The 14,329-nt window shown below is 45.5% G+C and carries 14 protein-coding genes; 7 read left to right on the top strand and 7 right to left on the bottom strand.

Translation table 11 applies throughout. The features are described from left to right. Window positions 1-2: 2 nt before the first annotated feature. The 4 genes from B3K42_RS12895 to B3K42_RS12880 all read right to left on the bottom strand — a co-directional run bounded on the left by B3K42_RS12895 (window position 3) and on the right by B3K42_RS12880 (window position 3,482). Entirely contained in the window at window positions 3-608 is a 606-nt protein-coding gene (locus B3K42_RS12895) for a response regulator (RefSeq protein WP_292599176.1), read from the bottom strand. A gap of 77 nt (window positions 609-685) precedes the next feature. Beyond that, entirely contained in the window at window positions 686-1,081 is a 396-nt protein-coding gene (locus tag B3K42_RS12890) for a hypothetical protein (RefSeq protein ID WP_292599174.1), read from the bottom strand. Then, window positions 1,078-3,027 (bottom strand): ferrous iron transport protein B, encoded by a 1,950-nt coding sequence (feoB, locus tag B3K42_RS12885; protein WP_292599172.1) that lies wholly within the window; start codon window positions 3,025-3,027, stop codon window positions 1,078-1,080. The genes B3K42_RS12890 and feoB overlap by 4 nt, the downstream gene beginning before the upstream one ends. Window positions 3,028-3,035: 8 nt before the next feature. Then, window positions 3,036-3,482, bottom strand: coding sequence for a FeoA family protein (locus B3K42_RS12880; RefSeq protein ID WP_292599170.1), 447 nt, complete (start codon window positions 3,480-3,482; stop codon window positions 3,036-3,038). Window positions 3,483-3,648: 166 nt separating this feature from the next. On the opposite strand from B3K42_RS12880, the gene B3K42_RS12875 reads away from it, so the two are divergent. Next, the gene (locus tag B3K42_RS12875; protein WP_292599168.1) at window positions 3,649-4,452 is read left to right on the top strand and encodes a PhzF family phenazine biosynthesis protein; all 804 of its coding nucleotides are present in this window, start codon (window positions 3,649-3,651) and stop codon (window positions 4,450-4,452) included. On the opposite strand, the gene B3K42_RS12870 is transcribed toward B3K42_RS12875, so the two are convergent. Then, a complete protein-coding gene (locus tag B3K42_RS12870) occupies window positions 4,439-5,206 on the bottom strand; it encodes a hypothetical protein (RefSeq protein ID WP_292599167.1) in 768 nt (255 codons plus the stop codon). The genes B3K42_RS12875 and B3K42_RS12870 overlap by 14 nt on opposite strands. A gap of 34 nt (window positions 5,207-5,240) precedes the next feature. Beyond that, window positions 5,241-6,968: a phospho-sugar mutase gene (locus B3K42_RS12865; RefSeq protein ID WP_292599165.1), complete on the bottom strand. Its 1,728-nt coding sequence runs from the start codon at window positions 6,966-6,968 to the stop codon at window positions 5,241-5,243. Between the two features lie 184 nt (window positions 6,969-7,152). Here B3K42_RS12865 and B3K42_RS12860 point away from each other — a divergent pair, with 184 nt between their 5' ends. The 6 genes from B3K42_RS12860 (at window position 7,153) to B3K42_RS12835 (ending at window position 13,292) form a co-directional block, all read left to right on the top strand. Continuing rightward, a complete protein-coding gene (locus tag B3K42_RS12860) occupies window positions 7,153-8,469 on the top strand; it encodes a sigma 54-interacting transcriptional regulator (protein WP_292599163.1) in 1,317 nt (438 codons plus the stop codon). A 70-nt stretch (window positions 8,470-8,539) separates the two neighbouring features. Next, entirely contained in the window at window positions 8,540-9,517 is a 978-nt protein-coding gene (locus B3K42_RS12855) for a PhoH family protein (protein ID WP_292599161.1), read from the top strand. Continuing rightward, the gene (locus tag B3K42_RS12850) at window positions 9,483-10,976 is read left to right on the top strand and encodes an HDIG domain-containing metalloprotein (protein WP_110990582.1); all 1,494 of its coding nucleotides are present in this window, start codon (window positions 9,483-9,485) and stop codon (window positions 10,974-10,976) included. The genes B3K42_RS12855 and B3K42_RS12850 overlap by 35 nt, the downstream gene beginning before the upstream one ends. Then, a complete protein-coding gene (gene ybeY, locus B3K42_RS12845) occupies window positions 10,918-11,346 on the top strand; it encodes an rRNA maturation RNase YbeY (protein ID WP_110990581.1) in 429 nt (142 codons plus the stop codon). Before B3K42_RS12850 ends, ybeY begins: the two co-directional genes overlap by 59 nt. A 3-nt stretch (window positions 11,347-11,349) precedes the next feature. Beyond that, window positions 11,350-12,591: a DUF1015 domain-containing protein gene (locus B3K42_RS12840; protein WP_110990580.1), complete on the top strand. Its 1,242-nt coding sequence runs from the start codon at window positions 11,350-11,352 to the stop codon at window positions 12,589-12,591. Then, complete coding sequence (locus B3K42_RS12835; RefSeq protein WP_292599159.1) at window positions 12,588-13,292, top strand: IspD/TarI family cytidylyltransferase; 705 nt, start codon at window positions 12,588-12,590, stop codon at window positions 13,290-13,292. The genes B3K42_RS12840 and B3K42_RS12835 overlap by 4 nt, the downstream gene beginning before the upstream one ends. Here B3K42_RS12835 and B3K42_RS12830 read toward each other — a convergent pair. Then, window positions 13,289-13,951 (bottom strand): hypothetical protein, encoded by a 663-nt coding sequence (locus B3K42_RS12830; protein ID WP_220026607.1) that lies wholly within the window; start codon window positions 13,949-13,951, stop codon window positions 13,289-13,291. The two genes, B3K42_RS12835 and B3K42_RS12830, sit on opposite strands and share 4 nt — an antisense overlap. Window positions 13,952-14,329: the final 378 nt, after the last annotated feature.

Here is a 14,329-nt window from a genome sequence, read left to right as displayed (position 1 = left end):
GCTTACTCCTCCAATTTCTTCAATTCGTCTGAAGCTTCTTTAAAATCTCCGTCAAGCGAAAGCGAGGCCTTAAGGTGTTTGATAGCTAGTTTGGGTTTGTCCTTTGCCACCAGCAGAGCGTAAAGAAAGTGTGGAAACGGGGAGTCGGGAAAATCTGAGAACAGTTTGCTCATTAGCGATTCCGCGCTACCGGTTTCACCTTCTTCGATCAATTTTCTTATTTCTCGTGCACGCTTGTATATGCTGTCTTGTTCTCTGAGGGCAAGCTCGAAAGCATCTCTGATTTCCTGGGGCGTAAAAGGCTTTGTCAGGAAATCAACTATGCCTGCTTTGAATGCACTTCTCATCGATTCGGGAGATATATCCGAGGAGACAACTATTACGGGTATTGAGTAAGCTCTATTCTTCAGTTCGTTGAGAAATTGAATTCCATTCATTGAAGGCAAACTCAGATCGGTGAACAGGAGGTCTGGCTTCCGCTTCTCTATTTCTTCCAGGGCTTCCTCAGCTGTAACGAAAGTATGCACTTCGTTGTCTTCGTTCTCCATGGCCTTTTTGACAATTCGCCTGACATTTAGCTCGTCATCGACCACGTAAACGAGTGCCATGCAATCACCTCCACAACACAAATCATATTACCATATTAAGCTCAAATAGTGTTTGAGAGTTTCCACCAGAGGAATTCTTAGAAATTGTTCGTCTCGAACTGCTTCTTTGCGAAGTCAAAAAGAAAGGATATGGCAAAGCCGGATACAATGAGAGGGAGGTTCAATACCTCAGTAGTCAACAGGCAACTTGAGATCACTAATCCCTCCAGCCAGACACTAAATACCACAAGAACCTGGTATATTGAGAGCACATAGGAGAAGAAGCTTCCAACCAACAGATGTGAATACCGTTTTCTGACATCGCTTTTCTTCTCAGCAATTCCAAAAAAGTAGATAGCGGAGTTTATGCCGATGGTGGTGGCAAGAAACGGATCGTGATCAGTCAGAAGCAATCCGTAGAATGAGTTTATCGCTAGAGCTGCAAAGAGTACTCCACCGAATATGAGCCAGAATGTTATCGACCTGCCTCTCATAGTAGTCCCCCAACTATTCTTACGATTAGTGCAACGATATAGGCAACGGCAAGACTGTAGAAGACGGAGAAGAATACATATTTGTGGCTTCCGGTTTCATTCTTTATCACTGCAAGTGTTGGCATGCACGGAACATACAGAAGTACAAAAACAAGGAAGCTCAAAGCTACTTCGGGTGTAATCAACGTTCTTATAGCACCAAGGGAGCTTCCTGAGACGCTAAGATTTCCAGAGAACGTTGTGAGCGATGAAACGATGACTTCCTTTGCGGCTATTCCGAAAACCAAACTGGTTATCATTTCCCACGTGTAACCCAGGGGTATGAACAGCGGTTCAAGTGATTTCCCGATCATGGCGGCGAAACTCCCTGTCCCTTCTGAGGGAAAGTAACTGAGAAACCATATTACAACAGAGGCGCCAAGTATTATCGTACCGGCCTTTTCGAGAAAGTGACGCCCCTTGTTCCAGGTATAGAGGATTATTGAACTGAGCCTCGGTTTCCTATAACGTGGAAGCTCCATTATCAATGTGGAAGGCTCACCCTTGAAGAAGAGCTTGTTGATCAGCAGCGCCGAGAGCACCGTTATAACAATGCTCAAAACGTACAGGAAGAAAATCACTACACCGGCTCTTGCGCCGAAGAAGGTGCCTGCAATCAAAACATAGACGGGAAGCCTCGCGCTACAAGAGATAAAAGGTGAGACAAGAATGGTAACTATTCGCTCTTTTGGTTCGGAGATCGATCTTGTCGACATAATAGATGAAACATTACATCCAAATCCAAGGAGCATAGATATGAATGAGCGCCCGCTGAGTTTCATTGCGTACATTGGTCTATCAATAACAAAGGCTGCTCTAGGCAAGTAGCCGGTTTCTTCAAGAATTCCAAGCGCTAGGAAAAGTATGAAAATGTTAGGCACGAAGACCAAAACGGCTCCGACGCCTCCTATTATTCCCTCAACAACGAGAGAACGAAGCCAATCTACGCCGATGAAGCCGCCAAATGCGCGACCCAGGCTTCCGAGCAGTTCTTCAATCATAATCGATAAGGGTCCTGAGATAGTGAAGGTCAGCTGGAAGATGATGTACATAACCGCAAGGAATATCAAAATCCCAAGAAATCTATGAGTCATAACGTGATCTATTGCTTCAGAAAAATTCCACCCTATCTTTTCTTTACCCTTGACCGATGTGGAAAGGATCCTCTTTATATATTTGTAGCGAGTTTCGGCGATTTCCACAGAGAAGTCGTAGTCCAGAGTTATTCCCGTTATTTTTTGAACTTCGTAGTCCCTTTCCAGGAGCTTTATCGAAAGCCAACGTTCGTCAAATCCTGCCAGAGAAGGGTTTCCCCTTATTCTCTCGGATAGATCCCTAAGGTGAGCTTCCACTTCATCAGAGAAAAGATAGTGGACATGGCTGCTGCTCTTGGTACTCTTCGCAAGAGTATTCTTCAACTCTTCGATACCTTCGCCTGTGACCGCCGAGGTAACGACAACCGGAATGCCAAGCTGCTTCGAAAGCTCGTTCTTGTCGATCTCAAAGCCTGCTTTCCTCGCTTCGTCGACTGCGTTTACTGCAAGAACTACATCTCCGCGAAGCTCAAGAACTTGAAGAAGAAGATAGAGACTTCTTTCCAGGTTGACGGCATCACCTATGACCATTGCGACACCTGGCTTCTCATTCACAAGGAAATCCCTAGCTATTTTTTCATCGAGACTGGTGGCACCCAGAGTATAAGTGCCTGGCAGATCAACAACATCCACGGTGTGATTGTGATGCTTCATCACTCCGGCTCTCTTTTCAACGGTAACGCCGGGCCAGTTTGCAACTACCTGTCTTGAACCGGTGAGAGCGTTAAATATACTTGTTTTCCCAACATTTGGGTTTCCTAGAAGTGCTATTGTAGATTTTCTTGACTCGATTCCGTCTCGATGATTTTCCACGACTGAATTTATCTCTCCCTAACTATGATTCTCATTGCCTGGCCTCGCGAAAGTGCGGAACGGATACCATTTGCGTTTATCTCGATTCTCTTTCCAATGTTGCCGGTAACAGTGATTTTCTTGCCTACTTCTATCCCAACCATCCGCAGTCTCTCCCTGAAGCCCATTCCACCATTAATGATGCTGACGAAGTATTCTCCATTTGAAGCATATGAAAGCGGAACGGAGGAGGTTTCGACAAGAATCCACATCGAAATGTCCTCTCTAAGGGTAATGTCAGTTCCCTTTATTCTGAATACTTTTGGGTCTCCGAAGGGGGCCACTTTTACCAGCTGGATCTCTTCACCACTTACGAAACCGAGACCACACAGTCTCTCTCTTGTTAGAGGAGGAAGCTCCAGTTTTCTTATCTTGCCCATTTCTCCTTCACACATTCTTGACAGAGGAACGACCATTGACATCACCCTTATTGAGAATTTGTCTCAATAAGATTGTATCATTAAACGACCCTCGGTGCACATGAATGTGGGAGAAATACTCGGGTGGATCGCCTTTCAAGGCTGAACTTGGTTATCTTTAGTTTAACAATTGACGTATAATCTTTGAGAAGGGAGTGGTTGGATGCTTAGGATATACCAAATTGATTCATTTACGGCGGTTCCTTTTGGCGGGAATCCCGCCGGGGTCTGTCTCCTTGATGAGGAGATCGACGAGAGACTATATCCAAGAATTGCATCGGAAATGAATCTTTCGGAAACCGCATTTGTAAGACCAGGTGCCGACAAGAATAATTATGGCTTGAGATGGTTCACACCGAAGGTTGAGGTAAAAATGTGCGGCCATGCGACTCTTGCCACAGCTTGGATACACTTCACCGAGCTTGGAATCAAAGGCGAGATCTCTTACGAAACACAAAGCGGGAAACTGGGAGTTAAGTACGTTGACGGGAAGATAGAGATGAATTTCCCTTCTGATAACCCTTACAGAGTGAAAATTGATGAAATGCTTGGGAGGATTATCGGTGTGGAAGGTGAGTGCTACTACTCGCCTCTTACTGAAAAACTGCTTTACATAATCTCCTCGAAATCGAGACTTGAGAACCTATCGTTTGACTTTGGTCTTCTTAAGAACTGTGATTTTGGATACACGGTGAAGGGACTGATCGTCACTTCACCCGGTGACGAAAAGTTCGACTTCTACTCGAGATACTTCGCTCCCTGGGTGGGAATCAACGAAGACCCGGTTACCGGTTCGGCACATACTGTTCTCGGGCCGTTCTGGTCGGCAAAACTTGGCAGGAAAAGACTCAGTGCCTGCCAGCTCTCCTCCAGAAGAGGAGAACTTGATCTCGAACTGCTTCCAAATAACAGGATTCTTGTTCTTGGAAAGGCCGTTACTGTGATAAGAGGCACTATTTCAATCTAGATTCGTCTGGATCGGGTTCAATTCTAAGACTTGCTTCATCCGTCGGCTCGCGCGGATTGACGGTGGCAAAGACCCTTTTTGACGGATCTTCACTTGCGAGAATACAAGAGAAGATTGTGAGGAGCAGAAAGATCGGTCCAAGTGAAAATCCCGCTACTGCAACCTGACTGGCCAATCCAATATTGGCAAAACCTGTCGCGAAAGAGAACCAGGCAAAGACGAGTCCCGAAAAAACGTCTGCTCTGAAATGAGTGAGTAGCAAGGCCGGAACGATCAGTAGAAACAGCAAAAGAACCGAGGCTGTTTCTTTGGAAGAGAAGAAAGAAAGACTGCTGAGGAGAATCACTAGACTGAACGAAAAGGAAAGACTTCCTAGATAGCCTGATTTGATGTGCTTGACCACATCGCCGTATTTCGGTCTACTCAGTCTAAAAAGCTGACCCGAAAGAAACACGATTGGAATCGAAAGAATCAGAGACAGGCCTTCAACCCCTCCGGCGGAGAAGAATATCCAGCCGGCGAACATGGCATAGAGCGATAGAAGCCATACGTAATCAAAATCCCTTTTTTCAATCTTTCTGAGGAAGAGAAAGTGAGTTGCGATAAGAATCGGCCACATAAAACTCCGAGAAACAGCGGCAAAGAGGTATCCGCTTTGATCGGTAACGAAACGCTCGGTGAGAATCACACCGAGTACGTACGAAAAGGCCCATATGGCCAGGAAGATCATTATCAGATTCTTAGAAATTTTCATGTCGCCGCCTCCGGTCAAACAGGAAAGAGGTCCACTATATTGATTGTATCTTGCCAAGCACTGACTTCTCGATGCCCTCTAGTCTGACAAAGGCTTCGTCTCTTTCCTTTGCTCGAGTATAAATGTATATCTTGAGTTTCGGTTCGGTTCCGGAAGGCCTTATCGCGTACCATGAGCCGTCGTCGAACAAAAACTTGATTACGTCTGATGCAGGGGTCCCGGTTTCGACAGTCCTTCCGCTGAGAATGTCAGTAGCAGTGGAGCTGAGAAAGTCTATGTACTTCACAAGCTTTGAATCGCCGATTTCAGTTGGGTATTCCTTTCGATATTCTTTCATTATTTTCCTGACTCGCTTCTGTTCCTGAACACCTTCTAGAACCATCGAGATCTGCTTTTCAGTAAATACTCCGTATTTGACGAAAAGCTCGTCAAGAACGTTCAGTAATGTCTTGCCTCTCTTCAGGAAGTAAGCTGCCATTTCACAAAGAAGCATTGATGAAGAAACGGCATCTTTGTCTCTTACAAAGTTGCCCGTAACATATCCAATGCTTTCTTCGTAGCCGAAGATGAACTTGCCCTCTCCCCTCTCTTCTATTTCGAGGGCTTTGCCGCAGATATTCTTGAATCCAGTGAGAGTCTCGTAAGTCTTCACTCCGTAGTTGTCCGCAATAGTTTTGGCCATGTCTCCTGTAACAATAGATTTCACGATGAATCCATCCCGGGGCAGAGAGGATTTCTCTTTCATGGAGAGAAGCAGGTAGTTGACAAAGAGCGCGCCAGTTTGATTGCCGTTCAAGGGAACGAAATCGTCATTCTTTCTCACCATTACTGCCAGCCTGTCGGCGTCCGGGTCGGTTGCCAGAAGAATGTCGGCGCGCTTTTCCAGCCCAACTTCTCTGGCAAGTGCAAAGGCCTTTGGGTCTTCGGGATTTGGATAACCGACCGTCGAGAAGTCTGGATCTGGTCCCTCCTGTTCTGGGACAACGAATACATTTTTGAAACCTCGTTCACGCAATACACGGCGGACGGGGACGTTTCCCGTGCCATTCAAAGGCGTGTAGACTATTCTAATTGACTTGTCCAGTTCTTCTTCCGAGTCTCTCAGTGTTAGTGACAAGACCTTCGATATGTAGAGATCGTCAAGCTCCTCTCCTACTTCAACTAGCAGGCCTTTAGTACGAGCTTCATCAAGTTCAATCATCCTTGGTCCGTCGAACAGCTCGGTACTTCGGATTTCTTCATAGACCCGATCTGCAATATTGGAGAGAACCTGGGCACCGTCCTCCCAGTAGAGCTTATAGCCATTGTACTCTTTGGGATTGTGGCTGGCGGTAATCATGATTCCCGAGATGGTGGAGAGTTCGAGGACCGAAAAAGACAGCAACGGTGTGGGCCTAATATCATCAAATAAATAGACCTTGATGTCGTTTGCAGTGAGCACCGCCGCCGCGATCTCGGCAAATGTTCGCGACATATGTCTCGAATCATGGGCAATTACTACGCCTCTTTCCCTCCACTCTGGATTTCCTGAGAGAATGAGATTCGCCAGACCCTGCGTAGCCCTCGCGACGGTATACTTGTTCATTCTGTTGTCACCGGCACCTAGTTTTCCACGAAGCCCGGCTGTGCCGAACTCCAGTTCCTTGTAGAATCGTTCCTTTATTTCGGTTTCATTCTCTGCGATTGAAAGTAATTCTTTACGCGTATCCTCATCGACTGCAGGACTATCGAGCCATCTCTGGAAACTGCTTTTGTAATCCATTTCTACCTCCTTTACTTTCTTATAATTATATCTGACTGTATTGTATCAAGCATACGTTCAAGAGAAAAGCTCATCGCTCTATCTTCGCCGCGCGGTGATCCAGCACCGTCTTTTGTTAGTCCTGAGTAAAGCGGCGCATTGTATAATCGCAGAGGCTGCACGAAAAACCCGGGGGGGTGTGGTTTTGCTTTACAGAACTATTATGGTTGGCGAAAACCTTGAATCAATGCAGTGTGAAAAGCATTTTGAGAGTCTTTTTGACGTTGATTTCGATTATCTGGTCGGTCTGGGAAAGGATATGCCGACTATTCTTTTCATAGACGCGAGCAAATACAGCAAAGATGTTCTTAACGACTGGATCTTTGCATTTACGAACATCATTCTGATTAACAACAACCCGATTCGGGCATTCCTAATAAGGGGTTATTCTGAAGAGCTGCAGGAATTCAAAGGCTATTACCGAGTGGTCAGCAGTTACAAGAGTTCGAGGCAGATTGTTCAGGAAATTATCAAGAATGTCAATGACAATCTAGATAAGATGATTGGAAATAGCAGCAGAGTCATTCAAATGAAGAAGATGCTGGTTCTCTCGATGTTTTACGATGGCTCAATAATGATTCTTGGAGAGACGGGATCTGGTAAGAATCTCCTGGCAGAAGTGATAGCCAAGCTCTCTCCCAGAGGTTCCAGGCCTTTCTACTCGATAAACTGCGCGGCGATACCGGAAAACTTACTGGAAAGCGAGCTGTTTGGATACAAGAAGGGCGCCTTCACCGGCGCAACTTCTGAGAAAGTCGGTCTTATCGAACAGGCAAACAACGGAACTCTCTTTCTCGACGAAATCGGAGACATGCCGCTGAATCTGCAGGCCAAGATACTGGCAATAACTGAAAACCGGGAGTTCTTCAAAGTAGGTGCAACCAGACCAACAAAAGTGGATGTCCGGTTTATAACTGCAACCAACAGGTATGACGATTCGGCCATGAGGAATGATTTGCGATACAGGCTTTCCGCTGTGAAAATAGATCTCCCGCCTTTGAGAGAAAGGAAGAGCGATATCTCACTAATCTTCGACGAAATTCTTGAGAAAAAGGGATACCTCGTCAAGTTTGAGAATATTCCGCAGGACCTGAAGGAAAGATTCCTGTCATACAGCTATCCGGGAAATGTGAGAGAACTGATCAACATGATTGAGGAGTATCTGGCGGTGAATGATGTTGTTCAAGCTTCCGTCAGTTCCTCCATGTCGAAGAATGTCAAGGTTCTAGCGGAGGAGGCAATAGTCGCCAGAATGGTAAATGGGACAAGTTACAAAGACTTTCTTCAGGAGGTCTACAAGAGCGTTTCGCAAGAGCTTCTATTGCAACGTTCGGAAGTCCTGGGAAATGACATAAATGAGATTGCCAGGGAATTTGGCCTCACAACAAGAAGGATAAGAGATCTGCTTGCAGAGCTAAACAGCTCTGCAAGAACACTTGCTCTGGATGACGATGATGAGTGAATTACCGATCCATGAATTCCTCCTTATCTCTGAATATTAATGTATAATCTCTGGAGTAGGAGGTGTTCTTTTGGCGGTACGAAAGCTCAGTCTTCCCACGGGAGTTGAAGTCGCCGAGCTTTTCGGAGAGTACGATCGAAAAGCCAAGTTTATTCAGAAAAAACTTGATGTAAGGATTTCTATTATTGGTGATGAGATCTGGATAAAAGGCGAAGACGGTACTGGAATTGACATAGCTGGAAAGATTGTGGATGAACTCGTTCAAATGAGCAGAGACGGCCATCTTGTAGAGTGGAGGGAGTTTGAGTATATTGTTGATCAGCATCTGCAGCACGACGAAGATGGAGAAAGTTTCAAGGGGGTTTACAACGAAGTAAAGGAGACAACTTTACTTTCCAATAGAATAAGACCCAAAACGATCGGGCAGAAGAATTACATGGAAATGATGAAGGAGAGGGAACTCGTCTTCTCTATCGGTCCCGCCGGAACTGGAAAGACTTATTTGGCGGTAGCAATGGCCGTCGATTTCCTGAAATCAGGCAAGGTACAGCGGATAATTCTAACTCGCCCCGCCGTTGAGGCCGGTGAGAAGCTGGGTTATCTTCCTGGAACTCTTCTCGACAAAGTTGACCCTTATTTGAGGCCCCTCTACGACGCGCTTATGGAGATGATCCCTGCAGAGAAACTCGCTTATTACAGAGAGAGCTCGATAATCGAAGTCGTTCCTCTTGCATATATGAGAGGAAGGACCCTGAACAACTCTTTCATAATTCTTGACGAAGCTCAAAATACCACTTATCAGCAGATGAAGATGTTTCTTACCAGGATAGGCTTCGGATCAAGGGTAGTTGTTACGGGGGACATAACTCAGATTGACCTTCCGAGGGAATCGGGGTCGGGCCTAGTTGTTGTGCAGAAGGTATTGGGGTCGATCTCTACAGTCGGGTTTTCCTACCTGACAGAACAGGACGTAGTGAGAAATCCCCTTGTGAAAGACATTATAAAGGCTTACGATGAGTATGAAAGAGAAGAAAAGGTCGAGGAATAGCGATATTCCTAAAGTCCAGTTCCCTCTTGAGAGACTTCTGAATATCAAAGATCTCACGAATTTTGTTGTCTTTCCCGTATTTCTTGCCCTGCTGAACAGGTTGCCATTCCTTGCGCTTCCCTCAAAACCCTTTCTATATTTTGTGGGCTCGGCGATCCTCTGGTATATTTTTGCTGAAAGGTCCGTAAGGAGCAACAGGTACTTCAATCTTCACAGGGCATACAGGATAACATTCTTTTCGGTGGTCGCTTTTGGGGTTTTTGTGAATTCCTTTGTGCCCTCACTTACAGATGAGGCCTTATTGCCGGAGATGACTCCAATCTTTCTCAGTGTGTCAATGGTGACTGTACTGATAGGTTATCAGGAAGGAATAGGCAGCGGATTGTTTATGTCGTTCCTTGCATCTGCCAATCTCGATAACTCACTTGAGACTTTTATCTTGTTGTCTGTAGTAGTGCTGGCGACAGCGCTTACAACAAGGGCAATAGAGAGAAGAATCGAAATTGCCAGAGCCGGATTTGAAGTCAGTTTGATATTCGTGGCGATTAACGCGATCAGAATAATACTCCAGGGAGAGCCTTTACACGCGGTGGATCTGCTGATTGCTTTTGCCAATCCGATTCTTTCTTCGGTAATCGTAATTGGAATAGTTCCTTATCTGGAATACGCAAGCAGAATCTATTCGAACACTGGCCTCATAGAGTTGGGGAATCTCTCTCACCCACTGCTGAAGAATTTATCGATATACGCACCTGGAACCTATTATCACAGCATATCACTTGCCAACCTTTCGGAAGCCGCTGCCGAGAAAATCGGAGCGAATTCCATACTTGCGAGAGTTGCTTCGTATTTTCACGACATAGGGAAATCGAAACGGCCGCAATATTTCACTGAGAACCAGCAAGAAGGGACAAATCCGCACGATAATATTACACCTTCAATGTCGAATCTTGTGATAAATGAACACGTAAAGCAGGGTGTCGAACAGGCCAGAAGGTACAGGCTTCCGCTTCTTGTGGAGGACGTTATCAAAGAACATCACGGGACAAGAATCAAGAAATTCTTCTTTCACAAGGCAAAGACATTGGGTCAGGAAGAGCGGAGCGACGATTTCAGGTACCCTGGTCCAAAGCCCCAGTTTAAAGAGTCTGGAATAATCATGCTGGCCGATTCGGTAGAGGCGGCGTTCAAGAGCATAAAGAAGCCTACTCCCGCAAAAACCCAGGAGCTGGTCGAAGAGGTTGTCAACGGTATCTACAATGAAAGACAACTTGACCAGAGTGGTCTTGATCTGGATGATCTGGAGAAGATCATTGAAGCCTTCACCAGAGTTCTGATGAGCATGAATCAACAGAGAATCGAGTATCCGAAAGAGACTACTGAAAAGGTGGTGTCGATCAGTGGAGATTCTGATTCAAAACAACACACGGAAGAAGATAGAAGAGAGCAAATTAGCTAGTATTGTAGATAAGGTGATTAGGGCAGAACTTGGAGACAGAGATATTGGAACACTGAACATTCTGCTTACGGATGATTCCGAAATTGAAAGCATAAACAAGGAATTTAGGCACAAAGATGAACCAACAGACGTTCTTTCTTTTCAGTATGGTTTGGAAGAAGAGACGATTGGTGATATGGTAATTTCGCTCGACAGAATCTCCGAACAGGCTGCCGAGTTTGAGAACTCCTTTGAAGAAGAACTCTACTATATCTTGATACACGGTGTGCTTCATGTACTAGGTTATACCCACCATGGATACGATGATGAAGGAGAAGAGATATTTGATCTCCAGAGAGATTACTATACACGATTTGTTGAGGAGGGATAGAGCTTGTCTGATTTCAGACCTTTTAGAGCAGTGAGACCTGCTGAGGGAATGGAGCAAAAGGTCAACTGCCCGCCTTATGATGTCATATCATTTGAAGAAGCCAGAGAGATTGGGAGAAGCCCTGAGAGTTTCGTCCATGTCATCAGAGCTGAGATTGATCTTCCCATGGAATCAAATCATTATGCCGAGTCGGTATATATGAAGGCTAAAGAGAATTTCGAAAGAATGCTACATGATGGAATCCTCGTACAGGAAGAGGAACCGATTTATTACGTTTACTGGCAGAAGATGAAAGATCATGTTCAGATCGGAGTAGTCGGTGGAGCTAGTGTGGAAGAGTATCAGAAAGATCTAATTAAGAAGCATGAACTCACAAGACAGGATAAAGAAGAAGACAGGGAAAAGCATATAAGAACTGTCAATGTAAATACGGGAATGGTCTTCCTCACATTTAGAGCAAATGACAAGCTTGATACTCTTTTGCAGGAGTACTGCAAGCAATTGCCTCTGTCGATGCGAGTCATAGATGAAAACGATGTTGAACATAGACTGTATGCCGTTAAGGAAAAGGAAAAGGTGGCGGAGCTGAGGAGTGCATTTGAAGAAGTCGAGTGCATGTATATTGCCGATGGTCACCATCGTGCAGCATCTTCTTCCAGAGTGAGGGAGGTTCTGAAGGAATCTAACCCGGGGCATACGGGAGATGAAGAGTACAACTTCTTCATGGCAGTAGCGTTTCCCCACTCTCATCTTAAGATAATGGACTATAACAGAGTAGTTCAGGATCTGAATGGTCTGTCCGAGTCGGAATTCTTAGAGAGAGTCAGTCGTGCCTTTGAAGTTGAAGATGCTCCGGAGAGTCCTTTCAGGCCTTTGAAGAGACACGACTTCGGAATGTGCCTTTTGGGAAAGTGGTACAAACTCACCGCAAGAGAAGGCACGTTTGACGCGAAGGACCCCGTCTCCAGCCTGGATGTCGATATACTTCAGAAGAACCTTCTGAGCCCTCTTCTTGGGATCGATAATCCTAGAAAGGATTCAAGGATCGATTTCGTCGGCGGAATTAGGGGCCTGAAGGCTCTTGAAAACAGAATTGCAAACGGCTGGGCGGTTGCGTTTTCGATGTTCCCCACTTCGATGGAGGAACTATTGGCTGTCGCCGATCAGGGAAGGATAATGCCTCCAAAATCGACCTGGTTCGAGCCAAAACTGCGCAGCGGACTTCTGGTTCATTTACTCAGATGAAAACAGGGGCACTCATAGTGGCGGGTGGTTGGGGGCTGAGAATGCATTGCTCCCTTCCAAAACAGTTTATGTCTCTTGCAGGAAAAGAGATATTTGTGAGATCCGTGGAAATATTTCACGGATCTGCTTATGTTGATTTCATTGTACTGGTCATTCAGAAGGACTGGTTAGGCCAGGCGAGGAAGATTCTCGAGGAAAGAGGAATTGACTCAGTAAGTGTCGTATCTGGAGGAGAGACAAGGCAAGAGTCTGTTTACAACGGGCTTTTGTTCTGCGATACAATCAAACCAGAGATAGTGATGATACACGATGCAGCAAGACCTTTCTTTTCGAACAAGCAGATTCCGGAAATCCTTAGACTTGTCACTCCTGGAACGGGAGTCGTAGTAACTGAAAAAGCAACAGATACAGTATATCTGGTGCAAGATGGAGTAGTGGTCGACGTTCCGAATAGAAGTAATCTCAGACGGGCAGAGACCCCACAGACCTTCACGTTTCATGGAATCCTTCAGGCACACAGAAGAGCAGTCGCAGATGGAATTCAAAGCTCAACTGATGATGCGCAACTGTTCATAGGGTTTGGCGGCAGTGTGGTTACTGTCGACTCGATCGTTCCTAACCCAAAGATAACTACTCCTCTCGACTTCAAGATGGCCGAACTGATTATCAATAGAAAATCTGACTTCACTGGAAGAAACTAATACTTGCTTAAAGAGAATTCGGGCACGGAATCCGAGAGCTTGAAAAGTGCTTCAATGCTTCTACCGAAAAAAATACTATCAAAGAAGAACTTCACATCACTGTCCAGATAATTAATCGCATCTTTTTTGTTCATGAACCTTCCTGTCTCGCCGAAGAAGTAGGTTAATGGAGAGAGATTTCTGACCATTGCGAAGTCGACATGTCTCATGCCATTTATGCGTAGGTTGTAGTTCAATTTTACAGAGTCTTCCAGAATCATTGAAAGGAACTCGCCATTGACACCGGATTCCCATTCACTTGAAGTCATCAACAATACTGGATTTGAAAGCGCTGAAACCAATTCCTGAATGGTAAAACCTTCAAGGGTAGGATCGGCCAAGACCATCGGAACTTCTTTGTTTGAGAGCGCATACCGTATGGCGACGGACCCACCTCCGGAATGGCCGTAGAGACCGATGACCTCCATATTCAACCTTTCATAGAAATCTGAATAAGGATCTTCGTTCATATCTCGTAGAAACTCAACTACATAGTCAATATCACGAGAAAGATACTCGGACAGAAACCTGAGTTTATTCTCTCTAGTGTCTAAAGGCAATCCGTCAAGAAGATCGTTTCCCAAAAAATAATAGACGCTATTGTCCGAAAAGGTCACCACTGCACTGGCGCCCGGGTGCTCTATTCCTGCGACAAGATATCCGCTGCTAGCCAGACACTCGGCCAGGGAGGTATGTAATTCACTTGAGGAACATCAGTGGACGCAAGGCTGCCTTCGCAGGAAGTGATGCTGCTTCGCAGGAAGCCTCTCAGGTCAACCGTCTTGGGTCCACCGTCCACCGATAAGATCTCGTCAGTCTCGCCCTCTCTCTTCATCTCGTGGTCCTAAACGAAGAACGAAAAACCTGGACGCGTAACCTCGAAGAATCGTTCTTCCGTTTCTCTCGACGCACTGCCAATTGAGAATGGATACAACTCTTGCAACATGCAACTTACAACTTGGAACTGGTTCTCAAACAAAAAGGAGAGTCAAAAAGAC

Origin of the sequence: Mesotoga sp. UBA6090, assembly GCF_002435945.1 — a bacterium.
Classification (GTDB): Bacteria; Thermotogota; Thermotogae; order Petrotogales; family Kosmotogaceae; genus Mesotoga.
This window is presented reverse-complemented; position numbering and strand designations above follow the sequence as displayed.

Excerpts from the sequence above, each read along its gene's own strand:
- B3K42_RS12880 (WP_292599170.1), bottom strand. The coding sequence starts at position 3,482 with ATGGTCGTTCCTCTGTCAAGAATGTGTGAAGGAGAAATGGGCAAGATA.
- B3K42_RS12835 (WP_292599159.1), top strand. The coding sequence starts at position 12,588 with ATGAAAACAGGGGCACTCATAGTGGCGGGTGGTTGGGGGCTGAGAATG.
- B3K42_RS12895 (WP_292599176.1), bottom strand. The coding sequence starts at position 608 with ATGGCACTCGTTTACGTGGTCGATGACGAGCTAAATGTCAGGCGAATT.
- B3K42_RS12850 (WP_110990582.1), top strand. The coding sequence starts at position 9,483 with ATGAGTATGAAAGAGAAGAAAAGGTCGAGGAATAGCGATATTCCTAAA.
- B3K42_RS12865 (WP_292599165.1), bottom strand. The coding sequence starts at position 6,968 with ATGGATTACAAAAGCAGTTTCCAGAGATGGCTCGATAGTCCTGCAGTC.
- B3K42_RS12875 (WP_292599168.1), top strand. The coding sequence starts at position 3,649 with ATGCTTAGGATATACCAAATTGATTCATTTACGGCGGTTCCTTTTGGC.
- B3K42_RS12870 (WP_292599167.1), bottom strand. The coding sequence starts at position 5,206 with ATGAAAATTTCTAAGAATCTGATAATGATCTTCCTGGCCATATGGGCC.
- B3K42_RS12890 (WP_292599174.1), bottom strand. The coding sequence starts at position 1,081 with ATGAGAGGCAGGTCGATAACATTCTGGCTCATATTCGGTGGAGTACTC.